This is a genomic window from Luteimonas wenzhouensis, assembly GCF_007859305.1.
Classification (GTDB): Bacteria; Pseudomonadota; Gammaproteobacteria; order Xanthomonadales; family Xanthomonadaceae; genus Luteimonas; species Luteimonas wenzhouensis.
Map to the genome: position 1 here is coordinate 64067 of NZ_VOHE01000008.1, position 22118 is coordinate 86184.

Annotated in this window: 21 protein-coding genes and 2 tRNA genes; 11 read left to right on the forward strand and 12 right to left on the reverse strand. The window is 72.7% G+C overall.

Features of this window, described 5'->3' with window-relative positions; genetic code table 11:
* Positions 1–57 precede the first annotated feature (57 nt).
* The 4 genes from FQY79_RS13210 to FQY79_RS13225 form a co-directional block, all read right to left on the reverse strand.
* Positions 58–132 (reverse strand) — tRNA-Val (locus FQY79_RS13210).
* Between the two features lie 127 nt (positions 133–259).
* A complete protein-coding gene (locus tag FQY79_RS13215; protein WP_146313377.1) occupies positions 260–517 on the reverse strand; it encodes an acyl-CoA-binding protein in 258 nt (85 codons plus the stop codon).
* 109 nt (positions 518–626) lie between these two features.
* Positions 627–1646, reverse strand: coding sequence for a restriction endonuclease (locus tag FQY79_RS13220; RefSeq protein ID WP_146313378.1), 1020 nt, complete (start codon positions 1644–1646; stop codon positions 627–629).
* A 153-nt stretch (positions 1647–1799) separates the two neighbouring features.
* Positions 1800–2072: a polyhydroxyalkanoic acid system family protein gene (locus FQY79_RS13225; protein ID WP_146313379.1), complete on the reverse strand. Its 273-nt coding sequence runs from the start codon at positions 2070–2072 to the stop codon at positions 1800–1802.
* A gap of 76 nt (positions 2073–2148) precedes the next feature.
* Here FQY79_RS13225 and FQY79_RS13230 point away from each other — a divergent pair, with 76 nt between their 5' ends.
* On the forward strand, positions 2149–2949 hold the full coding sequence (locus FQY79_RS13230; RefSeq protein ID WP_146313380.1) for an FHA domain-containing protein: 801 nt from the start codon (positions 2149–2151) through the stop codon (positions 2947–2949).
* On the opposite strand, the gene FQY79_RS13235 is transcribed toward FQY79_RS13230, so the two are convergent.
* Together FQY79_RS13235 and msrP are read right to left on the reverse strand one after the other, a co-directional pair.
* Entirely contained in the window at positions 2869–3528 is a 660-nt protein-coding gene (locus FQY79_RS13235; protein WP_246123127.1) for a protein-methionine-sulfoxide reductase heme-binding subunit MsrQ, read from the reverse strand. The genes FQY79_RS13230 and FQY79_RS13235 overlap by 81 nt on opposite strands.
* A gap of 86 nt (positions 3529–3614) precedes the next feature.
* On the reverse strand, positions 3615–4583 hold the full coding sequence (gene msrP, locus FQY79_RS13240; protein ID WP_146313382.1) for a protein-methionine-sulfoxide reductase catalytic subunit MsrP: 969 nt from the start codon (positions 4581–4583) through the stop codon (positions 3615–3617).
* 122 nt (positions 4584–4705) lie between these two features.
* On the opposite strand from msrP, the gene serC reads away from it, so the two are divergent.
* The 3 genes from serC (at position 4706) to aroA (ending at position 8486) form a co-directional block, all read left to right on the forward strand.
* Entirely contained in the window at positions 4706–5800 is a 1095-nt protein-coding gene (serC, locus tag FQY79_RS13245) for a phosphoserine transaminase (RefSeq protein ID WP_146313383.1), read from the forward strand.
* Positions 5793–7076, forward strand: a complete 1284-nt coding sequence (gene pheA, locus FQY79_RS13250) for a prephenate dehydratase (RefSeq protein ID WP_146313384.1) — start codon at positions 5793–5795, stop codon at positions 7074–7076. The genes serC and pheA overlap by 8 nt, the downstream gene beginning before the upstream one ends.
* An 87-nt stretch (positions 7077–7163) precedes the next feature.
* Positions 7164–8486, forward strand: a complete 1323-nt coding sequence (gene aroA / locus FQY79_RS13255) for a 3-phosphoshikimate 1-carboxyvinyltransferase (RefSeq protein ID WP_146313446.1) — start codon at positions 7164–7166, stop codon at positions 8484–8486.
* A 42-nt stretch (positions 8487–8528) separates the two neighbouring features.
* Here the strand turns inward: aroA and FQY79_RS13260 are convergent, their stop codons facing one another.
* Together FQY79_RS13260 and FQY79_RS13265 are read right to left on the reverse strand one after the other, a co-directional pair.
* A complete protein-coding gene (locus tag FQY79_RS13260; RefSeq protein ID WP_186760050.1) occupies positions 8529–9107 on the reverse strand; it encodes an energy transducer TonB in 579 nt (192 codons plus the stop codon).
* An 89-nt stretch (positions 9108–9196) separates the two neighbouring features.
* A complete protein-coding gene (locus FQY79_RS13265; protein ID WP_146313386.1) occupies positions 9197–9850 on the reverse strand; it encodes an energy transducer TonB in 654 nt (217 codons plus the stop codon).
* Between the two features lie 124 nt (positions 9851–9974).
* Here FQY79_RS13265 and serS point away from each other — a divergent pair, with 124 nt between their 5' ends.
* Entirely contained in the window at positions 9975–11303 is a 1329-nt protein-coding gene (gene serS, locus FQY79_RS13270) for a serine--tRNA ligase (RefSeq protein ID WP_146313387.1), read from the forward strand.
* 79 nt (positions 11304–11382) lie between these two features.
* Here serS and FQY79_RS13275 read toward each other — a convergent pair whose 3' ends face one another.
* Positions 11383–11961, reverse strand: coding sequence for an FMN-dependent NADH-azoreductase (locus tag FQY79_RS13275; protein WP_146313388.1), 579 nt, complete (start codon positions 11959–11961; stop codon positions 11383–11385).
* A 112-nt stretch (positions 11962–12073) separates the two neighbouring features.
* Between FQY79_RS13275 and FQY79_RS13280 the strand changes: the two genes are divergently transcribed.
* Positions 12074–13081 carry a LysR family transcriptional regulator gene (locus FQY79_RS13280; RefSeq protein ID WP_146313389.1) on the forward strand — a complete coding sequence of 336 codons (1008 nt, stop codon included), beginning with the start codon at positions 12074–12076 and terminating at the stop codon, positions 13079–13081.
* A 98-nt stretch (positions 13082–13179) separates the two neighbouring features.
* Positions 13180–13269 (forward strand) — tRNA-Ser (locus FQY79_RS13285).
* A gap of 13 nt (positions 13270–13282) precedes the next feature.
* Here the strand turns inward: FQY79_RS13285 and FQY79_RS13290 are convergent.
* A complete protein-coding gene (locus tag FQY79_RS13290; RefSeq protein ID WP_146313390.1) occupies positions 13283–13750 on the reverse strand; it encodes an AAC(3)-I family aminoglycoside N-acetyltransferase in 468 nt (155 codons plus the stop codon).
* 145 nt (positions 13751–13895) lie between these two features.
* Here FQY79_RS13290 and FQY79_RS13295 point away from each other — a divergent pair, with 145 nt between their 5' ends.
* Entirely contained in the window at positions 13896–14543 is a 648-nt protein-coding gene (locus tag FQY79_RS13295; RefSeq protein ID WP_146313391.1) for a response regulator, read from the forward strand.
* Positions 14544–14686: 143 nt separating this feature from the next.
* Here the strand turns inward: FQY79_RS13295 and FQY79_RS13300 are convergent, their stop codons facing one another.
* Complete coding sequence (locus tag FQY79_RS13300) at positions 14687–17890, reverse strand: ribonuclease E/G (protein ID WP_146313392.1); 3204 nt, start codon at positions 17888–17890, stop codon at positions 14687–14689.
* A gap of 433 nt (positions 17891–18323) precedes the next feature.
* Between FQY79_RS13300 and FQY79_RS13305 the strand changes: the two genes are divergently transcribed.
* Positions 18324–19301, forward strand: coding sequence for an RluA family pseudouridine synthase (locus FQY79_RS13305; RefSeq protein ID WP_146313393.1), 978 nt, complete (start codon positions 18324–18326; stop codon positions 19299–19301).
* 18 nt (positions 19302–19319) lie between these two features.
* On the opposite strand, the gene FQY79_RS13310 is transcribed toward FQY79_RS13305, so the two are convergent.
* Entirely contained in the window at positions 19320–19661 is a 342-nt protein-coding gene (locus FQY79_RS13310) for a 4a-hydroxytetrahydrobiopterin dehydratase (protein WP_146313394.1), read from the reverse strand.
* Between the two features lie 115 nt (positions 19662–19776).
* On the opposite strand from FQY79_RS13310, the gene FQY79_RS13315 reads away from it, so the two are divergent.
* Positions 19777–20370 (forward strand): NfuA family Fe-S biogenesis protein, encoded by a 594-nt coding sequence (locus tag FQY79_RS13315; protein WP_146313395.1) that lies wholly within the window; start codon positions 19777–19779, stop codon positions 20368–20370.
* Positions 20371–20385: 15 nt separating this feature from the next.
* On the forward strand, positions 20386–22023 hold the full coding sequence (locus FQY79_RS15440; protein ID WP_186760052.1) for a hypothetical protein: 1638 nt from the start codon (positions 20386–20388) through the stop codon (positions 22021–22023).
* Positions 22024–22118 lie beyond the last annotated feature (95 nt).

Here is a 22118-nt window from a genome sequence, read left to right on the forward strand (position 1 = left end):
TCCGCCACTTCGCAACGAGAAAGGCCACCTGGGCAGGTGGCCTTGATCGTCGGTGTGTGGTGGGCGGTAGTGGGATCGAACCACTGACCCTTGCCGTGTGAAGGCAATGCTCTACCGCTGAGCTAACCGCCCGGGTGTCGCGGCACCGGAGGGATCCGGGGCGCGGCGCTTCCACGGCAACGGGGCGCGGGGAAACGGGACGCGAATTCTACGTGCGCGCCGCCGCGTCGGCAAGCCCGGAGGCGGAGCGGGGCGTCGTTCAGCGCCTGAGCTGGCGGACCAGTTCGATGTACTGGCGGCGTGCCGCTTCGCGGGACATGCCCTTGAGCCGGCTCCAGGCTTCGTATTTGGCGGTGCCCACGAAATCGAAGAAGCCCGGCCGCCGGCCCGTGATGTCGCCCTGCGTGGCCTGACGGTGGAGCGCGTACAGCCGCAGCAGGGTGTCGTTGTCGGGACGTTCGACCAGGGCCTGCATCTCCCTCACGGCCTCCTCGAACGTCATCGGGGCCTCGCCCATCGCCGCCTCCCGCAGGTCCGGCCCATGACAGCACGCGCTCCCGACCCGGTCAACACGGGCGTCTTGGTGACGTCCGGCGCGATGTGCGCCGTGGTCCCGGCTGCACGCGTCAGTACGAGCGGCACTGCCGGAAGCGCACGTTGCGGCCGCTTTCCGGCGGTGGAGTCAGCTGGATGCGCGAGGAGGCCAGTTCGTCGTAACGCTCGACCAGCGGGCAGATGCGGCTGAAGGCGTCGCCCTCGATGGCGTTGAGCATCACGTGCAAGGTCGACTCGGTCGACCAGAACGCGCGGTCCACGTCCGGCAGGGTGGCGACCGCGGCAGCGACGTCGGCACGCTGCCGCTCGATGGGCAGCGTGGCCGGCGCGGGGTCGGCCGGGCGTGCCGCCGGCGCGGGGTCCGGGCCCGCGGGCGGAGCGCCGTCGGTGTCGTTCCCGCGTCCGGCCGCTTGGGCATCGTCCGCGGGCTCCGCGCCGGCCGTCGCCACCGGGACGGTCGGGGCCGCCGGCGCCATCGCCGGCGCAGGCCCGCGGGGGGCGGGTCGCGACGGCGACGGCAGCGCGAGCCAGGTCGCTACGCCCGCCAGCAGCGCGGCCAGCCACGACAGCACGATCCGTCGGCGGGACAGTCCGGCCGCCTGGTCGCGGATCGCAGCCAGCTGCTGCGCCGGCAGGAAGTCACGCAGCTGCGGCCACAGCGCCGGGCCGTCGAGCAGCTCGATCCGCTGCAGCGATGCGACCGGGCGCACTTCGTCGCTGATGCGCCCCTGGGTGACCAGGAAAGCGCCCGCGGCCTCCTTGAGTTCGATCGCGCGCGCCAGTTCGTTCACCGCCAGGCGACCGAGCACGAACGCGCTGCCGTGCTTGCACGAGAGCAGCCAGCGCTCCTCGCCGCGCACCAGCACGAAATCGCGGTCGTCGCCAGCGTTGTCCTCGTCGACCAGACGAGTGAACCCGCGACGCCCGAGCGCATCGAGCACCATGTGGATGAAGCTGCGCCAGGACACGCCCGACAGCGCGGTGATGCCGGCGCGGGTTTCGTCGCGCCGGCGCTGGATGACGTGGAAGTAGAACGTCGCCACGCCACCGAGCAGCAGCGTCACGGCGATCGCAATGAGCCAGTTCGACATGGGCACCAGGGGACCGGGGGCGTGCAGAGCATAGCGGAATCGCCGCCGCGTGAAGCCGTGGGCCGGGGCGCGGGGAGGGCCGGTCCGGCCCAGGAGGGCGGGCGGGACCGGCGATCGCGCCGGCCGGGCGGGGGCGTCGCCTCCGGGCGGCGCTCAGAACCGCTCGGCCAGCACCCGCCGGATCTCCGCCTCGATCGGGCCGCGCATCGCCGAGAGGACGAACCCCAGCGACGCGGTGACGTGCACCTGCCGCGGGGCCAGGGCGATGCGCCCGTCGACGCCGGGCCGGTTGAAGCGCAGCGTGTCGCCCTGCCAGTCGCAGTCGACGCCGAAGCGCTGCGCCAGGGAGTCGGCCACCTGCTGCACCGCCTGGCGTGCCTGCTCCATCGACAGGTCGTGGTCGTGTCGGATGTCGATGCCGGCCATGGATGCGGGGGGAAGCGGTGGGGGCGCCATTCTGCCAGACGCGGGGCGGGACGCCGCGTGATAGATTGCGGCGGCTATGGATCCCGTCAGACTGCGATTCGCCGGCGATGCGGTGGACGACCGTCCACTGGCGATCGGCGTGCACGGCCTGGGCCGGCGCGCGGGCGGGAAACTGGAGCTGGTCGAGGGCGCGGACGAGCCGGTGCGGTTGTGCGTGGATCGCCGCGGCGTGTGGCTGAACGTCGACGAAGGCGGGCCCGGCGTGCACGTGAACGGGCGCCAGGTGCGACGCATGGCGATGCTGCGCGTGGGCGACGCCATCTACGTGGACGGCACCGAACTGCGGCTGGTCTCGGCGCTGCCGGTGCAGCGGCCGCCCGACGATCCGCCGCCGGCCCCCGCCGACGGGATGCCGAACCTGCGCGTGGTGCTGCGCGGCGTCGGCGGGCGCTACCACGGGCGCTGCTTCACCCTGGAGCGGCCGCGGCTGGTGGGGCGCCACTCCGATGCCGACATCCGCATCGACGATCCGGCCTTCGCCGACCGCCACGCGCGTCTTGAGCTGGCCGGCGACCAGGTGGTGCTGCGCGACCTGGGATCGGCCGAGGGCAGCGTGGTCAACGGTGAACCGGTGCGCGACGCGCTGCTGTCCCCGGGCGACCAGGTCGTGTTCGACGGCCACCACCGCTTCGTGGTGGAAGCGCCGCAGCGACGGCCGCGCGTTGCCGAAGCGGCCGGGCCCGACGCCGGGCCCGCGTCCAACGACGATGTCGGCGCCCAGCCGCCGCGCCCGGGCTCACGGCTCCCCTGGCTGCTGTTGGCCGCGGTCGGCATCGCCGCGGCCCTGGCCGCGCTGCTGCTGTTCGGGCCGGGCTGAGGTCCGCGGTCGCGCCAGCCGCCTGGCCATCCGCCAGCCGAGCAGCAGCGCGAGGATCGCCGCGTACAGCAGCGGTTCGCGATAGTCGGACTTCACGATCCACCAGAAGTGCAGCACCGCCAGCACCGCGATCGCGTACGCCAGCCGGTGCAGGCGGCCCCAGTGGCGCCCCAGCCGCCGCATCCAGCCGCGGGTGGAGGTCAGGGCCAGCGGCAGCAACAGCAGCCACGCGGCGAAGCCCGCGGTGACATAGGGTCGCCTGGCGATCTCCTCGAACACCTGGCGCCAGTAGCCGCCCAGGTCCAGGCCGAGCCAGGCGGCGAAATGCAGGCTGGCATATGCGAACGCGTACAGCCCGAGCATGCGCCGGAACCGCAGCAGCACCGGCTGGCCTGTGAGTTGCCGCAGCGGCGTGACCGCCAGCGTCAACAGCAGCAGCCGCAACGCCCACTGTCCCAGTTCGTGCTCGATCGCGGCCACCGGGTCCGGTCCGAGTGCATCGATGTCGATGCCGCGCGCCACCAGCCACGCGCGCCAGGCCAGCAGCGACAGCGGCGCCAGCGCGAGCAGGTGGACGATGGCCTTGGCCGCGACGAGCGGCGCGGGCGCCGGCTGCGCGGGAGAACGGCGGCCGCCTCGCCCGGTGGGCGCGGCAGGGCCCCGGCTCAATACCACTTGCGCAGGTCCATGCCGGCGTACAGCGCGGCCACCTGCTCGCCGTAGCCGTTGAATGGCAGGGTCGGGATCCGGTCCGCCCGCAGCCGGTTGCCGGTGCCGGCGATGCGCCGTTCGGTCTTCTGGCTCCAGCGCGGATGGTCAACGTCCGGGTTGACGTTACTGTAGAAGCCGTACTCGCGCGGCTGCAGCCGATTCCAGGCGGTCGGCGGCATGCGCTCGGTGAAGCGGATGGCGACGATCGACTTGATGCTCTTGAAGCCGTACTTCCACGGCACCACCAGCCGCAGCGGCGCGCCGTTCTGCTGCGGCAGCGGCTTGCCGTACAGACCGGTGGCCAGGAATGCGAGCGGATGCATCGCCTCGTCGATGCGCAAGCCCTCGCGGTAGGGCCAGTCGATCGAGCGGAAGCGCACGCCCGGCATCTGCACCGGGTCGGCCAGGCTGGTGAAGGCGACGTACTTCGCCTTCGAGGTCGGCGCGAACTTCCGGAGTACATCGCCCAGCGGCACGCCCAGCCATGGGACCACCATCGACCAGCCTTCCACGCAGCGCAGGCGGTAGATGCGCTCGGTCGGCGCGATGCCGTGCAACAGGTCGTCGAGCGCCAGCGTGCCGGGGCGCTCGCATTCGCCCGAGACCTCGACGTGCCAGGGCGCGGTGCGCAGGGTCTTCGGCGCCCGCGACGGATCCGACTTGCCGGTGCCGAACTCGTAGAAGTTGTTGTAGCCGGTGATGTCCTCGTAGCGGGTGAGCGGCTCGTCGGTGGTGAAGCCGGCGCCCGCCTGCGCGGGCGTGACGCGGACGCTGGAGGGCGGTGGCGGCTCGGCATCGGCGCAGCCGGCGAGCGGAAGCAGTGGCGCGGCGGCCATCGCGCCGAGCAGCTGCCGGCGCCTGCGATACACGGTTTCATCAGTAACGGAAGACTCGGGAATCGCGAGCACGCTGCGCAGGGACATGGCTGGTTTCCTCCGGAACTTCCATTGGAGCGCGCACGCGGGCGAAAAGTTGCGTTCCGGCGTGAATCGCTGGTGCACTGCGGCATACTAATGGACTTCCCGTCCCCGCATCCCGAACCCCCATGGCGCGCTCATACAACTTCAGTCCCGGACCCGCAGCCCTGCCCGAAGCCGTGCTGCGACAGGTGCAGCAGGACATGCTGGAGTGGGGCGAGACCGGCGCCTCGGTGGTCGAGATCAGCCACCGCGGTCCCGAGTTCCTCGAGGTTGCGCGCCAGGCTGAAGCGGACCTGCGCACGCTGCTGGCGATCCCCGACGACTACGCGGTGCTGTTCCCGGCCGGCGGTGCGACCACCCAGCAGGCGCTGATCGCGCTGAACTTCGCCAGCCCCGGCCAGCGCGTGGACTACGTGGTCACCGGGCACTGGGGCCGCACCGCGCTCAAGCAGCTGGCGACGGTGGACGTGAACATCGCCGCGAGCAGCGAGGACGACGGGTTCCGCACCATCCCGGCGCGCGCATCCTGGCGGCTGTCGAAGGACGCGGCCTACGTCCACGTCACCTCCAACGAGACCATCCACGGCGTCGAGTTCCGTCCCGCGTGGGGCCCGGTGCCCGACACCGGCGACGTGCCGCTGTTCGCCGACTTCAGCTCGAACATCGCGTCCGAGCCGATCGACATCTCGCGCTACGGACTGATCTATGCCGGCGCGCAGAAGAACCTGGGGCCGGTGGGCATCGCCGTGGTGATCGTGCGCCGCGACCTGCTCGAGCGCGCCGGCCATCCGCGCGCGGACATCTTCAACTACGCCTCGCAGCTGCGCGCGGAGTCGATGCTCAACACCCCGCCGACCTGGAACTGGTACGTGCTGGGCCTGACCGTGCGCTGGATGATCGAGCAGGGCGGCACCGCCGAGTTCGACCGACGCAGCGCCGAGAAGAGCGCGCTGCTGTATGAAGCGATCGACGGTTCGGGCGGCTTCTACCGCAACGACGTGGACCCGGCCGTGCGCTCGCGCATGAACGTGCCGTTCTTCCTGCCCGATCCGGCGCTGGACGCGCCGTTCCTGGACGGGGCGCGCGAGGCGGGCCTGATCGGGCTCAAGGGCCACCGCGTGCTCGGCGGCATGCGCGCCTCGATCTACAACGCCATGCCGGTCGAGGGCGTGCGCGCCCTGGTGGGCTACATGCGGGAGTTCCAGGCGCGCCATGGCTGACAAGCGCAGGTCCACCACCACCCGTGGGCGCAAGCCGGCGACGAAGGCCTCCGCGGCGTCGGCCAAGGGCGGACGGAAGCCGGTGGCCGGCGCGCGGCGGGCGACGGCCCCCGCGCCGGCGGCCGTCGACGCGCCGGCCCCGGTCAAGATCGACGCCGAGGCGTCGGCGCGCAGCCGGATCGAGTTCGCCAAGCAGGCCCGGCCCGACCTGGCCGCGGTGCGCGCCCAGATCGACGGCATCGACCGCGAGATCCAGGCCCTGATCGCCGAGCGCGCGCTGTGGGCGCACCAGGTCGGCAAGGCCAAGGGCAAGCTGGCCGCGGCGATCGACTACTACCGGCCCGAGCGCGAGGCGCAGGTGCTGCGGCGGGTGGTCGACCGCAACCAGGGACCGCTCAGCGACGAGGTCCTGGTGCGCCTGTTCCGCGAGATCATGTCGGCCTGCCTGGCGCAGCAGGAGCCGCTCAAGATCGGCTACCTCGGCCCCGAGGGCACGTTCTCGCAGCAGGCCGTGCACAAGCACTTCGGCCACTCGGCGCGCGGCCTGCCGCTGGTGAGCATCGAGGAGGTGTTCGACGAGGTCGCCGCGGGCAATGCCGACTTTGGCGTGGTGCCAGTGGAGAACTCGGGGCAGGGCACGATCCAGTCCACGCTTGACATGTTCCTGACCTCGCCGCTGAAGATCTGCGGCGAGGTGGAGTTGCGCGTGCACCAGTACCTGCTCTCGCGCACCGGCCACATCGAGGACATCGAGCGCGTGTACTCGCACGGCATGTCGCTGGCCCAGTGCAAGAACTGGCTGCGGCAGAACCTGCCGGGGGTGCACAAGGAGGCGGTGTCGAGCAACGCCGAGGCGGTGCGCCGCGCCAAGAAGTCCGACGACGCCGCGGCGATCGCGGGCGAGAACGCCGCGCACGTCTACGGCATGAAGGTGGTGGCTGGCCCGATCGAGGACCGCAACGACAACACCACCCGCTTCCTGGTGATCGGCCGGGCTTCGTTCCCCCCCTCGGGCAACGACCGCACCTCGCTGATGGTGTCGATCCGCGACCAGCCGGGCGCGCTGTACCGCATCCTCGAGCCGCTGGCCCGGCGCGACATCAGCATGAACCGGATCGAGTCGCGGCCCGCCCATGCCGCCTTGTGGCAGTACGCGTTCTTCATCGACGTCGCCGGCCATGCCGACGAATCGCCGCTGAAGGACGCGCTGGCGGAGATCGACGACTTCGCCGGCGACGTGCGCGTGCTCGGCTCCTATCCGGTCGCCGTGCCCTGACCGCCCGCGGGCGGCGCTGGCGCCGCGCACGCGGGCCGGGCGCCCGCGCGGCCATTTCCGACTCCCTTTCCTGAGGACCCAATGAGCATGAGCAGCGTCAACGGCACGGACTGGATCGCAACACGGGGCGCGCCGCTGCGTGGCTCGATCGCGGTCCCGGGCGACAAGTCGGTGTCGCACCGCGCGATCATGCTGGCCTCCATCGCCGAGGGCATCTCGCGCATCGAAGGCTTCCTGGAGGGTGAGGACGCGCGCGCGACCGAAGCGATCTTCCGCCGCATGGGCGTGCGCATCGAGGCGCCGGGCCCCGGCCGGCGCGTGGTCCACGGCGTGGGCCTGCATGGCCTGCAGCCTCCCGACGGCCCGCTCGACTGCGGCAATGCCGGCACCGGCATGCGGCTGCTGGCGGGCCTGCTGGCCGGGCAGTCCTTCGATACCGAGCTGGTCGGCGACGCCTCGCTGTCGAAGCGCCCGATGCGCCGGGTGACCGGGCCGCTGGCGCGCATGGGTGCGCGGATCGAGACCGGCGAGGGCGGGGTGCCGCCGCTGCGCATCCATGGCGGCGCAGCGCTGCAGGGCATCGAGATCCGCACCGAGGTTGCCAGCGCCCAGGTCAAGTCGGCGCTGCTGCTGGCCGGGCTGTACGCCTCGGGCACGACCGTCGTGCACGAACCGCACCCGACCCGCGACTACACCGAACGCATGCTGCAGGCGCTAGGCTGGCCGATCGAGTTCTCGCCGGGCTTCGCGCGGCTGGAAGGCGGCCACCGCCTGGTCGGGCGCGACATCGTGGTGCCGGCGGACTTTTCCTCGGCGGCGTTCTTCATCGTCGCCGCCAGCCTGGTCCCGGGCTCGGAACTGCAGCTGCAGCGGGTCGGCATGAATCCGCGCCGCACGGGGCTGCTGCACGTGCTGCGGGCGATGGGCGCCGATATCGAGGAGACCCCGGCCGGCGAACAGGGCGGCGAGCCGGTGAGCGACCTGCACGTGCGGCACGCACCGCTGCGCGGCATCGAGGTGCCGGTCGAACACGTCCCGGACATGATCGACGAGTTCCCGGCCCTGTTCATTGCCGCGGCCTGCGCCGAAGGGGCGACCGTGGTGCGGGGGGCGGCCGAGCTGCGGGTCAAGGAGTCCGACCGCATCGCCACCATGGCCACCGGGCTGCGCACCCTGGGGGCGCGGGTGGACGAGACCGACGACGGCGCCACCATCCACGGCGGCGCGCAGCTGGGATCGGGCGCCGTGGACAGCCACGGCGACCACCGGATCGCGATGTCGTTCGCGATCGCCGCGCAGCTGGCCGCCGGCGAGGTGCGGATCCGCGACGTGGACAACGTGGCCACCTCGTTCCCCGGCTTCGACGCGCTGGCGCGCGAGGTGGGATTCGGGCTGCGTACCGCGCAATGACGCCTCGCGCCGGCCGGCGCACCCGGCCGCGCGGCGCCCGCGTCACCGGCGGTCGAGGTGGAAGTCCACCGGCACCTGGACGGTGGACGCGACCGGCTTGCCATCGCGCATGGCCGGCTCGAAGGTCCAGCTGCGCACTGCCTGTTCGGCGGCGCGGTCGAGTTCGCGTGAACCGCTGCGCCGGGCCACGGTGATGTCGCCGGGACGGCCGTTGGCGTCCACCTCCACCTGCAGCACGACGGTGCCTTCGGCGCCCGCGCGACGCGCGGTATCGGGATACGCGGGCACGGCCCGTGTCAGAGGCTGCGCTTCCCGGTCCGGAAGCCGCATCGAGGGGCTTGCGCGTTCGCGCGCGGTGATGTCGCGCGAAGCCGGCGGCGTGGACACCGGCGAACGCGACGCCTCCGGCACGGGTTCGCCGATCGGCACCGGCGCTGGCGGCGGCGCGTGTTCTTCCCCGCGGCCGAGGAAGTACCAGGCAGTGGCGATGATCACTACCAGCAGCAGGAGCCACAGCAGCAGGCTCAGGGCGCCGCGCCCGCGGCGTGCAGCTGCGGGTGGCGACGGTGCGGGTGGCGACGGTGCGTCCGCCTCGGGCCGTGGCTGGTTCGGGTCTGGCATGGTGCGGGTCCTCGTGGGCGTCGGGGCGACCATTCCACGAGGTCGGTGCACGGACCGTCGGCTCGGCGTGCACGGGGGGTGAGTGCGGCTCAGCGCGGGGCGTCGAAACTGATGACCTGCTGAACGGTGGCCGGGACCGCGACGCCGTCGCGCATCGCCGGCTCGAAGCGCCAGCGCTGCACCGCGCGCACCGCGGCCCGGTCGAGCACGCGGTGGCGGCTGCTCTCGACCACGACCACTTCGCGCGGGCGTCCGTCCGTGCCCACGTCGATGCGCAGCACCACGCGTCCGGTCAGGCCCGCGCGCAGCGCCGAGCGCGGATACTCCGGCTGCGGCGCCGACAGCAGCCTGGGCACGGCGGCCGCCGCGGCCGTTTCCGGGGGTGGAGAAGCGCCGGCACCGGGTGCGGCCGACGGGTCGACCATGCCCTCGGGCGGCGCCGGCGCGCCGGCATGCTGGTCGATGCGCACCGCTTCGCCTTCGCCAGCCTGGTCCTGCATGCCGCTCGCCGACTCGCTGGCGGGCAGCGGGGCAGGCAGCGGCTCGAACACCTGTCCGGGCGTGCCGGGCGGTCCGTCGCCCGCGCGATGGAACTCGAAGCGCTCGCGTTTGCCCGACAGCACCAGGGCGAACAGCAGCAGCCCGGCCAGCACCGCGCCCGCCACCAGCCACCAGCCGCGGGCGGCGGGGAGGAAGGCGGCGAGCTTGCGTCGCCACGGATTCGGTGGGGGCGGCGTGGACATGCGGCCAGCGTCTGGTACCGGGAGCTGCGATTCTGGCACAGCCGCCGGCCACGGCCGCGCCGGCCCGACGGCAGGGACCGCGCAAGTCGGCGATAATCACCGCTTTCCCGCCGTTGCTTCCGCCATGCTCGATCCAGTCCTGCTCCGCCAGCACCTCGACGACACCGCCGTGCGCCTGCAGCAGCTGCGCGGCTTCGCCCTGCCGGTGGCGCAACTGCAGTCGCTGGAGGCCGAGCGCAAGCAGATCCAGGTGCGCACCCAGGAGCTGCAGAACCTGCGCAACACCCGCAGCAGGGAGATCGGCCAGCTGATGGGCACGGCGTCGCGCCTGGGCAAGCAGGGCGACGCCGACGGCGCGGCGAAGGCGCGTGCCGACGCCGAGGCGATGAAGGCCGAGGTGGCCGGCCTCGGCGACGAGCTCAAGGCCAGCGAGGCGCGGCTGGACGCGATCCGCGGCGAGATCGAGGCGATCGCGCTGGGAGTGCCCAACCTGCCCGATCCGAGCGTGCCGGCTGGCGCGGACGAAAGCGGCAACGTCGAACAGCACCGCTGGGGCACGCCGCGCGCGTTCGACTTCGGGGTGAAGGACCATGTCGAGCTGGGCGCCCGCCACGGCTGGCTCGACGGCGAGACGGCGGCCAAGCTGTCGGGCGCGCGCTTCACCGTGCTGCGCGGCCAGCTGGCGCGCCTGCACCGCGCGCTCGCCCAGTTCATGCTCGACCTGCATACCGGCGAACACGGTTACGAGGAAACCAACGTCCCGCTGCTGGTCAACGCCGACTCGATGCGCGGCACCGGCCAGCTGCCCAAGTTCGAGGAAGACCTGTTCAGGACGCCGTTCGGAGAGGACGCGCGCTACCTGATCCCGACCGCCGAGGTGCCGCTCACCAACATCGTGCGCGACGCGATCGTCGAGGCCGGGCAGCTGCCGCTGCGGATGACCGCGCATTCGCTGTGCTTCCGTTCCGAGGCCGGCAGCGGCGGGCGCGACGTGCGCGGCATGATCCGCCAGCACCAGTTCGAGAAGGTGGAGCTGGTGTCGATCACCCGGCCGGAGGACAGCGACGCCGAGCTCGAACGCATGACCCGCTGCGCCGAGACCGTACTGGAGAAACTCGGCCTGCCGTACCGTCGCATGCTGCTGTGTTCGGGCGACATGGGTTTCTCGGCGCGCAAGACCTACGACCTGGAGGTCTGGCTGCCGTCGCAGGACACCTACCGCGAGATTTCCTCGTGCTCGAACTGCGGCGACTTCCAGGCCCGCCGGATGCTGGCGCGCTGGCGCAACCCGGACACCGGCAAGCCCGAGCTCGTGCACACGCTCAATGGCTCGGGCGTCGCGGTGGGGCGCGCCCTGATCGCGGTCATGGAGAACGGCCAGCAGGCCGACGGTTCGATCCTGGTGCCCGAGGTGCTGCGCCCCTACATGGGCGGGCTCGAACGCATCGCCTGACCCCGGTCCGGGCGCGGGCCCGGCCGCGCGCCGGCGGGCCGCGCCGACCTCGTCGACGGGACGCCAGCGCGACGCCGGGTCAGGCCGCCTCGAGCTGCGGCAGCGGCAGGCGATCCAGGGCCTGGCCGACGGCCGCGGCACGATGCTCGGGCGAGATGGCCACGCCGTCGGCACGGACGAACTCCACCTCCTCCACACCGAAGAAGCCCAGCACGAAGCGCAGGTAGGGTTCGACGAAGTCCGAGGGCTGGCCTGCGTGCGGCCCGCCGGCCGACGCCACCACGATCACCCGCTTGCCGCCGGCCAGGCCCTCCGGCCCGTCCGCGGTGTAGCGGAAGGTCCGGCCCGCCACGGCGAGCCGGTCGATCCACGCCTTGAGCGTGGAGGGAATGGAGAAGTTGTACATGGGGGCGCCGACCACGACCACGTCGGCCTCGAGGAACTCGACCAGTGCTTCCTCCGCGCGGGCGGCCTCCACCTCGTCCTTGCCGGCCAGGCTGCCGGAGGACAGATGGGGCAGGGGATCGCGCGCCAGGTCGCGGCGGACGACCTCCAGTTCGGGCAGTTGCGCCTGCCAGCGTGCGACGATGGCGGCGGTGAGTTCACGGCTGACCGACTGGTCGCCGGTGATGCTTGAATCCACGTGCAGCAGCTTCATGTCTGGTGTTCCCGTGCTCCGGCCCGTGCCGGCAAGGGAACACCTTAGTCCGTTGCGATTATGGAATAAATGTGGTCAAATATGACTCATTGTTCCAAAAAAGGAGCCCATCGTGCAGGACCTCAACGATCTGTACTACTTCGCGGTGGTGGTCGACCACGGTGGATTCGCCGCTGCCGAACGCGCCCTCGGCATCCCCAAGTCCCGCCTGAGCCGGCGCATCAGCCAGCTCGAGAACGAACTGGGCGTGCGCCTGCTGCAGCGCTCCACCCGCCGCTTCGCCGTCACCGACGTTGGCCAGAGCGTGTACCGCCATGCGCAGTCGATGCTGGCCGAGGCCACGGCCGCGCGCGAAGTGGTGGACCGCCTCAGCGCCGAACCGCGCGGGGTGGTCAAGGTGAGCGTGCCGGTGGGCATCGCCCAGCAGCTGATGCCGAAGCTGCTTCCCGAGTTCCTGGCCCGCTACCCCGAGGTGCGGGTGCAGATGCACGTGAGCAACCGCCGGGTGGACGTGATCAACGAAGGCTTCGACGTCGCGATCCGCGTGCGCACCAAGTTCGACGACGACGGCAGCCTGGTGATGCGCACCTTCGGCCAGATCCAGGAGCTGCTGGTGGCCAGTCCGCGCTACCTGGACAAGGCCGGCCGTCCCAGGGTGCCCGAGGACCTCGCCTCGCACACCTCGATGACGATGGGCGAGGATGACGGCCGCCATCGCTGGGAGTTGCAGGGCCGGGACGGCGAGGTGCGCCGGATCGAGCTCAAGCCGCGGGTGTCGGGGTTCGACTTCCCGATGCTGATGGACCTGGCGCGACAGGGGCTGGGCATCACCATGCTGCCCGAAACCATGTGCGCCGACGCGGTGCGCAGCGGCGCGCTGGAAGTGGTGCTGCCCGATTGGCGCCTGCCGCAGGGCGTGGCCCACGCGGTGTTCGCCTCGCGCCGCGGCATGCTGCCGGCGGTGCGGGTGTTCATCGACTTCCTCGCCGAGAAGCTGCCGCCGCTGATCGAGGAGTCCAGCCTCAACTGCCGCAGCTGCGGCAACGGCCAGGACGCCACCCGGCCGGTGCGTCCGGTCCAGCATCCCGAGCCGCCTGCCGCGCATGCGACAATGTCCTGACGCCCCCCACCGGTGGAGCGGCGCCCGGCCGACGCACGCGGCGCCGGCCGGGCGGCGTGCGGCGTGGCCGCTGGTCAAGCCGAGTGGGCAGCGCTATCGGAGAGATGGCCGAGTGGTTTAAGGCACCGGTCTTGAAAACCGGCGAAGGGTCAAACCTTCCGTGGGTTCGAATCCCACTCTCTCCGCCAACTCCCCGCGGCATCAATCCACTCCGATATCGAAGTGGCACACGTCCTCGCGCGTGCCCAGCTTCGCGTACAGCGCCATCGCCGGCCCGTCGTCCGGGTCAGCCTGGACGTAGACCACCCATGCGCCGCAGGCGCGCGCGATCGGCCGCAGCGCATCGATGAGCGCGGTGGCGATGCCGCGCCGGCGATGGTCGGCGTCGACCGCGAGATCGTAGATGTAGACCTCGCTGCGCGCCTGCTCGTACTTGCGCAGTTCGTAGGCGACCAGGCCGCCGACCACGTCCCCGTCGCAGGTCGCGGCCAGCGCGATGAAGCGGTCGTCGCCGAGCAGGGCGCGAAGGTAGCCGTCGTCGGGCGGGGCGGCACCATGGACGTCGCGCTGGTCGAACGCCTCGCCCATCATCGCGTTCATCGCACGCATCGTCGGGATGTCGTCCGCGCCCAGGCGGCGGATGCGGGCGTCGCGGCGTTCGGGGTCCATGCGGGCTGTCTCTGCGGGCGCGCTGGTGGTGCGGCAGTCTCCCATGGGCGCGGATGGGGGACGAGCCGGGCCTGCGAAGCCGCGGCTTGCACGCGGCCGGCGCTAGGCGCTAGCCTCGCGAGTCGGTTGTCAGGGGACGACAGGGATGACGATCCGTGTGTTCATGGTCGACGACCATGCGTTAGTGCGCGCAGGGATGCGCATGATTCTTTCGGGTGAAACCGACATCGAGGTGGTCGGCGAGGCCGAAACCGGCGAAGAGGCGCTGCCGCTGATCCGCAGGCTCAAGCCCGACGTGGTGCTGTGCGACCTCCACCTGCCGGGCGGCATGAGTGGCCTGGAGGTCACCGAGCGCGTGGTCAAGGGCGGGCATGCGCGCGTGATCGTGGTGTCGGTGCTCGAGGACGGGCCGATGCCGCGCAAGCTCATCGAAGCCGGCGCCGCCGGCTACGTCGGCAAGGGCGGGGATTCGGCCGAACTGCTGCGCGCGGTGCGCGACGTGGCCCGCGGCAAGCGTTACCTCGCGGCCGGGATCGCGCAGAAGCTGGCGCTGTCGGGCATCGCGGGCGAGCAGTCACCCTTTGACGCCTTGTCGCCGCGCGAGATGGAGATCGCGATGCTGCTGGTGCAGGGCATGCGCCAGGAGGACATCGCACGCAGGCTCAGCCTCAGCCCGAAGACGGTCAACACGCACAAGTCGCGCCTGTTCGCGAAGCTCGGGATCGAGGACAGCATCGCGCTGGCGCGGCTGGCCAGCCAGTACGGCCTGCTGGATCCGGCGCTGGCGCTGTAACCGGTCGAGCCGGGGCGTCGGTCGGCGCTGCCCCGATCCCCGTCGGCGGTGGGCGACGGGGCGCATGGCGGTCCCGGCCGCCGTGCCCGGCTGCCCGGAGGAGCCGGGCAGCCGGGCAGCCGGGAAGGCGTCGTCGCTGGGCGTCAGGCGCTGCGCTGGGCGCCCTGGCCGGCGGCGGGGTCCGCCGTGCCGTCGCCGGAGGGCGGGGCCTCCTCGCCGCTGGCAACGTCCTTGCCTCCGGCGCCGGCCAGCGCCTCGGCCTCGGCCGCGTCGTCGCCATCGCCATCGCTGATGGCATCGACCTTGGCGGGAGACGCCTCCTGCGCGGGCGGGTCGAACAGGCCGGGCGCGACCGGTGCCGGATCGACCGGTGCAGGGGCGGGCCCGGGGGGCGCGTCGGTGGCCGTGGCCAGGGGCGATTCCGCGGATGGATCCGCAGGCGACTCCGCTGGCGATTCCACGGGTGATTCCGCGGGTGATTGCGTCGGCGCGGTGGCTGCCGTATCCGCGACCGCGGCGGCTGCAGCCTCGGCCGGCGTCGGCGGCTCCTGCCCGACCGCAGGCTCTTCAGCGGGCGCCGGCACTGCGGCCTCTTGCGCCACGGGGGCGCCGGCGGGCGTGCCCACCGGAGCCGGATCGTCGGTGGCCTCCGGCGCCGGGGGCGCAAGCGGCGCGGCTTGCGGCACCGTGCCCACGGCGGTCTCGGGCGCCCGGGACGCCGCCACGTCGGCGGTGGTGTCCGCGGCAGGCGCCGCTGCGCCCGTCGTGGCGCCGGCAGCCGGGGGAGCGCCAGCGGTGGCCTGCGCCGGCTCCGTCCCGGCTTCGGTAGCCGTCACGATGACGCCGCTATCGGCTGCGGAGGCAGGGCCGGGCGCGTCGGCCGGCGTGGTCGCCGCGACCTGACCGTCAGCCGGGGGCCGGGTCGCCGCACCGGCGGGCTCTTCGAACTCGAACTCCGGCTGGCTCCCGAGCGGCGCCGGGGCGGTGGCCGATGCCGCTTCGTCCTGGTCCTCGCCCTCGCGATCGGCCTGGTCAGCCGCATCCGCGGCGGCCAGACCGGCGGCTTCGCCGCTGCCGCGACGGCGGCGGCGACCGCCGCGGCGCCCGCGACGGCGGCGACCGGTGGTCGCGCCTTCCTCGCCAGCGGGGGGGGTGGCCTCGGTATCGGCAGCGGTGGTGGTGCTGGCCACGGCCTCGGTTTCGGCCGCGGGCTCGGGCGCCGGGGCTGGCGACGGCGAAGTGGCCGGCGCGGCCGGCGCAGCCGCGGCCGCGGCCGGCGACGGCCTGGCGGCGGTCTCGGTCTCCGCCGCAGCCCGGGTCGCGGCCTGCGGCTGTTCGGCCGGCTCGGCGGCGCGGGGCTGGCGAGCAGGCTTCTGCTTCCTGGCGGCGGGCGCTTGGGCGGGCTGGGCCGCCTGGCGCGACTGCTGGCCGCGCGATGCCTGGCGCGCGTCCTTCTGCTGCCCGGCATCGGCCTGGGCGCCGCCATCGCGGCGCGCGCCCTTGCCGTTGCGCCCGCCGCGTCCGCCGCGGCCACTGCGCTCGGCCGAGGCGCCGCGCGGCTCGCGCTGGGGCTGAGACGCGGGGGCGGGCGCGGCCGCCTGGGGGGCCGGTTCGCCGACGAACACCCGCTTGAGCCATCCCAGCAGGCTCCCTGCGGCGACCGCCTGCGCCACCGGCGCCGGTTCGGGCGCGGCGGGGCGCGCGGGCGCCGCGGGCGCGGGCTCCGGTGCCGGCTCGCGGACCGGCGCCGGGGTCGGCGGCCGCACGTTGGTCACCGCCGGTGGCGGAATGTTGAGGTTGTTCTTGTTGAGCGCGATCGTCGCCACCTTGCGCGGGGTGCCACGCTGGTAGCTGGGGCGCGAGGTCTCCTCGCCCAGCTCGTTCTCGCGGATGCGGGTGACCTCGTAGTGCGGGGTCTGCAGTTGCTCGTCGGCCACGATCACGATCGGCGCCTTGTGCCGCTTCTCGATCTCGGCCAGCGCGCTGCGCTTCTCGTTGAGCAGGAAGTTGGCGATCTCCACCGGCGCCTGCACCAGCACCTGGCCGGTGTTGTCCTTCATCGCGTGCTCCTCGACCACGCGGATGATCGACAGGCTCAGCGACTCCACGCTGCGCATGCGGCCGTGGCCCTCGCAGCGCGGGCAGACGATCTGGCTGGACTCGCCGAGGCTCGCGCGCAGGCGCTGGCGGCTCATCTCCAGCAGGCCGAACTTGGAAATCCGGCCCAGCTGCACGCGCGCGCGGTCGTACTTGAGCGCGGCCTGCAGGCGCGCCTCGACCTCGCGCTGGTGCTTGGACGAGTCCATGTCGATGAAGTCGATCACCACCAGGCCGCCCAGGTCGCGCAGGCGCATCTGGCGCGCGACCTCGTCGGCCGCCTCCAGGTTGGTGTTGAACGCGGTGGTCTCGATGTCGCTGCCCTTGGTGGCGCGGGCGGAGTTGACGTCGATCGCGGTCAGCGCCTCGGTCTGGTCGATCACCAGGGCACCGCCGGAGGGCAGGCGCACGGTGCGCTCGTAGGCGCTCTCGATCTGCGATTCGATCTGGTAGCGGTTGAACAGCGGGACGTCGTCGGTGTAATGCTTGAGCTTGCGCAGGTTGTGCGGCATCACCTGCTCGACGAACTCCCGCGCTTCCTCGTACATCTCGGGGGTGTCGACCAGGATCTCGCCGATGTCGGCGCGCATGTAGTCGCGCAGGGCGCGGGTGATCAGGCGCGACTCCTGGTAGATCAGGAACGGCGCCGGCTTGCTCAGCGCGGCCTCGGCGATCGCCCGCCAGATGCTCAGCAGGTAGTCCAGGTCCCACTGCAGCTCCTCGGCGTCGCGGCCGACGCCGGCGGTGCGGATGATCACGCCCATGTCGTCCGGGATCTGCAGCGCGTCCATGGCCTTCTTCAGCTCGGCCCGGTCGTCGCCCTCGACCCGGCGCGAGACGCCGCCGGCGGTGGGCGAGTTGGGCATCAGCACCATGTAGCGGCCGGCCAGCGAGATGAACGTAGTCAGGGCGGCGCCCTTGTTGCCGCGCTCCTCCTTGTCGACCTGGACCACGACCTCCTGGCCCTCGCGCAGGAGCTCCTTGATGTTGCCGGAGCGGTGGTCGGCGCCGGCCTGGAAGTAGTCGCGGGAGATTTCCTTCAGCGGCAGGAAGCCGTGGCGCTCGGCGCCGTAGTCGACGAAGGCCGCCTCGAGGGAGGGTTCGAGCCGGGTGATGCGGCCCTTGTAGATGTTGGACTTCTTCTGTTCGCGGGACGGCTGTTCGATGTCGATGTCATACAGGGTCTGGCCGTCGACGATCGCCACGCGCAATTCTTCCGCCTGCGTGGCATTGATGAGCATTCGCTTCATTTGTATGCGTTCCTTGCGCTTGCCGCTGCGCGCGCCCCCTCGGGAGCGTGTGCAGGCGCGCGGAACGCCGGGGCGTTTCGCCTGGAGCTTCGGTTGGCCGCCAGCCGCGCAAGCGCAGCGGCGATCCCGGGTTTCCAGCGCTACGACACCACGGCGGACCGCGGGAGCGCTTCAATCAAAAGTGTTGCAGGGCCGGCGGCTCCTCGCTCCGACCCTTCCGGGACCGGCGCTCGCGCCACGCGGGACATGTTCAGCACCGCTGCCGTGGCAACGGACGATATCCGGAACTGCCGTGCAGCCGCTAACATGGCCGCCCCTGGGGCGGTGGCCGCGCACTGGCACGGGCCTCGCGGAAGGCGGGCTTTCGGCCCGTGATCTCCCAGCGAAATCAGCACCTTATCTCGCGCCGCGAGTGTAACAGATAAACCCGACGATGAATGACACCCGCAACCCGGACGCGCCGGGCGGCCGCGTCCGCCTGGTCCAGGTGGACCCAGGACGCGCCGGCCAGCGGCTCGACAACTTCCTGCTCGGCCAGCTGAAGGGGGCGCCGAGGTCGCTGGTCTACAAGCTCGTGCGCAGCGGCCAGGTGCGGGTGAACGGGGGCCGGGCCCGGGCCGAGACCCGGCTGGAGGCGGGGGACGAGGTCCGGATCCCGCCGGTCCGGCTGGAGGCGCCGGAGGACCGGGGCGCACCGGCCGCCGGCCTGATGGAGGCCATGGCGGCGAGCATCGTGTACGAGGACGCGCGCCTGCTCGCGATCAACAAGCCCGCCGGGGTGGCCAGCCATGGCGGCAGCGGGATCGGTTTCGGGGTCATCGAGACCCTCCGGGCGCTGCGGCCGGGCGAGGAGCTGGAACTGGTCCATCGGCTCGACCGCGACACTTCCGGGCTGATGGTGGTCGCCCGCAAGCGCTCGGCCCTGCGCGAGCTGCAGGCGCTGATGCGAGAGGATCCGCGCGCCGGCGGCGAACGGATCCGCAAGCGCTACCTGGCCCTGCTGGCCGGGCGCATGCCCGACGGGGTGATGAGCGTGGACGCGCCGCTGCACGTGGGCCTGCGCCAGGGCGGGGAGCGGCATGTCCAGGTGCGCGGGGACGGCAAGCCTTCGCTCAGCCACTTCAAGGTGTTGGAGCGGCGCGGCGGACATTCCTACTGCGAGGTGCGGATCGAGACCGGCCGCACCCACCAGATCCGCGTCCACGCCGCCCACATCGGCCATCCGGTGGCCGGCGACGCCAAATACGGGGATCCGGACGCGAACCGCCGGCTGCGCGACCAGGCCGGGTTGCGGCGGCTGTTCCTGCACGCGGCCTCGCTCGAGTTCGCGCTCGAGGGCGGACGCGTGCCCTACGTGCTCAACGCGCCGCTGGCGCCGGAGCTGGGCGAGGTCCTCGACCGGCTCGGCTGAGCCGCAGCCCGCCGCCGTCTAGCCGGCCAGCGCGCTCGCCTTGGCCGCGCAGATGAAGTCGTTCTCGCTCAGTCCACCCACGTCGTGGGTGGACCAGCGCACGACGCAGCGGTCGTAGTGCACGCCGAGGTCGGGGTGGTGGTCCTCGCGGTGCGCGATCCAGGCCAGCGCGTTCACGAAGGCCATGGTGCGGTGGTAGTCGTCGAATCGGAACGTCCGCACCAGCGCACGGCCGTCTTCGGCCAGTTCCCAGCCGGGGACCTGCGGCAGCAGTTCCCGGATCCGGGCCTCGCCCAGCTGGTGTTCGCGGCCGCGGCGGGGGGTGCAGCGGGCCTGGGCGAGGGGGACGAGGTCCGACATGGCGGGTTCTCCTGCGGGCGGCGCCGCGCATGAACGGCGCCGGGAACGGGCATGGGCGGACGCGGGGCGTGCGCGGCGGGGCGGGGCTAGAATAGTGCAAACCGGTAGCCAGGCCATGATCCAGATTTCCGACAGCGCCCAGGCGCACTTCCGCAAGCTCATCGAACGCGAGGCCACGCCCGGCATCGGCGTGCGCCTGGCCGCGGTCCAGCCGGGCACGCCACGTGCCGACGTACGCCTGGAGTTCGCGGCCCCCAACGAACTGCAGGGCGACGAATGGGCGATCGACTGCGAGGGTTTCACGCTCTGGCTCGATGCGCCCAGCGCGCCGTTCCTCGACGGCGCCCGCATCGACTACGAGGCGCGGGCGACCGGCGGCCAGCTGCAGATCCGCGCGCCCAAGATCAAGGGCGAGGCGCCGCCGGAGTCGGCCTCGCTGGTCGAGCGCGTGCGCTGGCTGATCGAATCGGAGATCAACCCGCAGCTGGCCCAGCACCGCGGCCACGTGTCGCTGCAGGAAGTGACCGCCGAAGGCGTGGTGGTGTTGCGCTTCGGCGGCGGCTGCCATGGCTGCGGCATGGTCGATGTCACCCTCAAGAACGGGATCGAACGCACGCTGAAGGACAAGGTGCCCGGGGTCACGGCGGTCCGCGACGCGACCGACCACGACACGGGAACGGCGCCCTACATGCCCCGCGGCGCGGGCTGACGGACCACGGCCCGCGTGTTCTCGTCCGGTGAGCTGGTCGAGGCGACACTGCGCCTGATGCGGCGGGGCCGCTCGATCCGGCCGCTGCGCCCGGCGGGGGAATTCCCGCCCACCTGGGATGCCTGGTTCCGGACCGCCTCGGTCGAGGCGCGGCCGTCGCGGCTGCCGGTGCAGCAGCTGGTTGCGGCCATGCTGGTGCGCGAGCCTCGCTTCCCGACCGGTTACCCGCGGATCGGCACGCTCGGTGCCTTCCGGCGACTGTGGCGCCAGGACTGGCGCGAAGGGCCCGCGCCCGACCGCCGCGCGCGCAGGCTGTCGATGGCCGCCTCGATCCTGCTGCACGTGCTGTGGCTGCAGCTGATGGTGCTGCTCACCGTGGCCAGCTTCCCCGGCGGGGAACAGGACGAACGCCCGGGCGAGGACGTCATCCAGGTGGAATTCATCGGCGACGGCACGCCGGAAGACGCGGGGGGCGGCGCACGGCAGGCCGAGCAGCCCGACCCGGCGCAGGCGGCGAGTGCCGCGCGGCCGGCCCCGGCGGCGGCGTCCGCGGCGGGGGCGCGCGTCGCACCGCCGCCCCCGCCCGCGCAGGCGCCGCCGCTGCCGCCCGCGGAGCAGGCGCCGCCGCCGGCGGTGGAACCGCCGCTGGTGGTCTCCGAGCCGGTGCAGCCCGAGCCCGAGTTCGAACTGGTGGTGCCGCCGCTCGAGGCGCTGCCCACGCCCACGCTCCCCACCCCAGGGCTGCAGTTGCCGACGCCGGAGATCCAGATGGTGGAGGTGCCGGTGGCCAGCCCGCCGCCCCCCGTGCGGCCCCTGCCGCAGCGCGAAATCGCGGTCCCGGACCTCGGCCAGCCGGACGTGGAACTCGTCGAGCGGGCGCTGCCGGCGCCGGCGCCGGTGGTCGAGCTGCGTGCGCCGTCCGCGCTGCCGGCGGCGCCGGAACTGCGCAGCGAGGGGCCGGCGCTGGCCGAGCGCGAGATCGAACTGCGTGCGCCCGAGCCGGGGAGTGGCGTCGACGAGGGCGGCGGCGAGCAGAGCGCCGGGGCGACGGCACCCGGCACGCAGGCCACCGCCGGGGCCGCGGCAGCGGGCGGAACCCGCGAGGCTGGGCAGGGCGCCTCGCCCACCGGCACGACCGCCGGCGCGGGCCTCGAACCGGCGGCGCGGCCGGGCGCGTTGCCCTCGCCACGGCGCGGCGATGACTGGGGCGACTCGACCCGCAACGTCCCCGGCGGCCAGGCGGGCAGCCCGTCGGGGCTGTTCGATGCCGAGGGCCGGCCGCGGCTGGCCGGCAATACCGGTCGCGTCGGCGGCGGACTCCCGCCGGGCACGATCACCGAGGACTACGAGAAGATCGACCGCATGGGCACCTGGCTCAAGCGGCCGCCCATCGGCTACGAGCCGACTTCGCTCGACCGCTTCTGGATCCCGCACGAGACCCTGCTCGAAGAGTGGGTCCGGCGCAGCATCAAGGAGGTCCTGATCCCGATCCCGGGAACCGGCAAGCGCATCCGCTGCACGGTGGCGATGCTGATGCTGGGCGGCGCCTGCGGGATCACCGACCCGAACCTGCTGGACGTCGACGCCGAGCAGCGGCCGCCGCCGGACGTGCCGTTCAAGCGCGAACTGCACGAGGATCCCGACAGCCTCTAGCCGATCGCCGGGGTCCGGCCGTGCGGTGGGCGCGGCCGCGGGATCGTCCCCCGGGGACGCCGGCCGGGCGCCCACGGAAATCGCGTGACGACGTT

Coding starts and splice junctions, on each gene's coding strand:
- serS (WP_146313387.1), top strand. CDS start 9,975: ATGCTCGATCCAGTCCTGCTCCGCCAGCACCTCGACGACACCGCCGTG.
- FQY79_RS13265 (WP_146313386.1), bottom strand. CDS start 9,850: ATGTCCACGCCGCCCCCACCGAATCCGTGGCGACGCAAGCTCGCCGCC.
- serC (WP_146313383.1), top strand. CDS start 4,706: ATGGCGCGCTCATACAACTTCAGTCCCGGACCCGCAGCCCTGCCCGAA.
- FQY79_RS13305 (WP_146313393.1), top strand. CDS start 18,324: ATGAATGACACCCGCAACCCGGACGCGCCGGGCGGCCGCGTCCGCCTG.
- FQY79_RS13310 (WP_146313394.1), bottom strand. CDS start 19,661: ATGTCGGACCTCGTCCCCCTCGCCCAGGCCCGCTGCACCCCCCGCCGC.
- msrP (WP_146313382.1), bottom strand. CDS start 4,583: ATGTCCCTGCGCAGCGTGCTCGCGATTCCCGAGTCTTCCGTTACTGAT.
- FQY79_RS13260 (WP_186760050.1), bottom strand. CDS start 9,107: ATGCCAGACCCGAACCAGCCACGGCCCGAGGCGGACGCACCGTCGCCA.
- FQY79_RS13220 (WP_146313378.1), bottom strand. CDS start 1,646: ATGTCGAACTGGCTCATTGCGATCGCCGTGACGCTGCTGCTCGGTGGC.
- FQY79_RS13295 (WP_146313391.1), top strand. CDS start 13,896: ATGACGATCCGTGTGTTCATGGTCGACGACCATGCGTTAGTGCGCGCA.
- FQY79_RS13290 (WP_146313390.1), bottom strand. CDS start 13,750: ATGGACCCCGAACGCCGCGACGCCCGCATCCGCCGCCTGGGCGCGGAC.
- pheA (WP_146313384.1), top strand. CDS start 5,793: ATGGCTGACAAGCGCAGGTCCACCACCACCCGTGGGCGCAAGCCGGCG.
- FQY79_RS13315 (WP_146313395.1), top strand. CDS start 19,777: ATGATCCAGATTTCCGACAGCGCCCAGGCGCACTTCCGCAAGCTCATC.
- FQY79_RS13215 (WP_146313377.1), bottom strand. CDS start 517: ATGGGCGAGGCCCCGATGACGTTCGAGGAGGCCGTGAGGGAGATGCAG.
- FQY79_RS13225 (WP_146313379.1), bottom strand. CDS start 2,072: ATGGCCGGCATCGACATCCGACACGACCACGACCTGTCGATGGAGCAG.
- FQY79_RS13230 (WP_146313380.1), top strand. CDS start 2,149: ATGGATCCCGTCAGACTGCGATTCGCCGGCGATGCGGTGGACGACCGT.
- aroA (WP_146313446.1), top strand. CDS start 7,164: ATGAGCAGCGTCAACGGCACGGACTGGATCGCAACACGGGGCGCGCCG.
- FQY79_RS13300 (WP_146313392.1), bottom strand. CDS start 17,890: ATGAAGCGAATGCTCATCAATGCCACGCAGGCGGAAGAATTGCGCGTG.
- FQY79_RS13275 (WP_146313388.1), bottom strand. CDS start 11,961: ATGAAGCTGCTGCACGTGGATTCAAGCATCACCGGCGACCAGTCGGTC.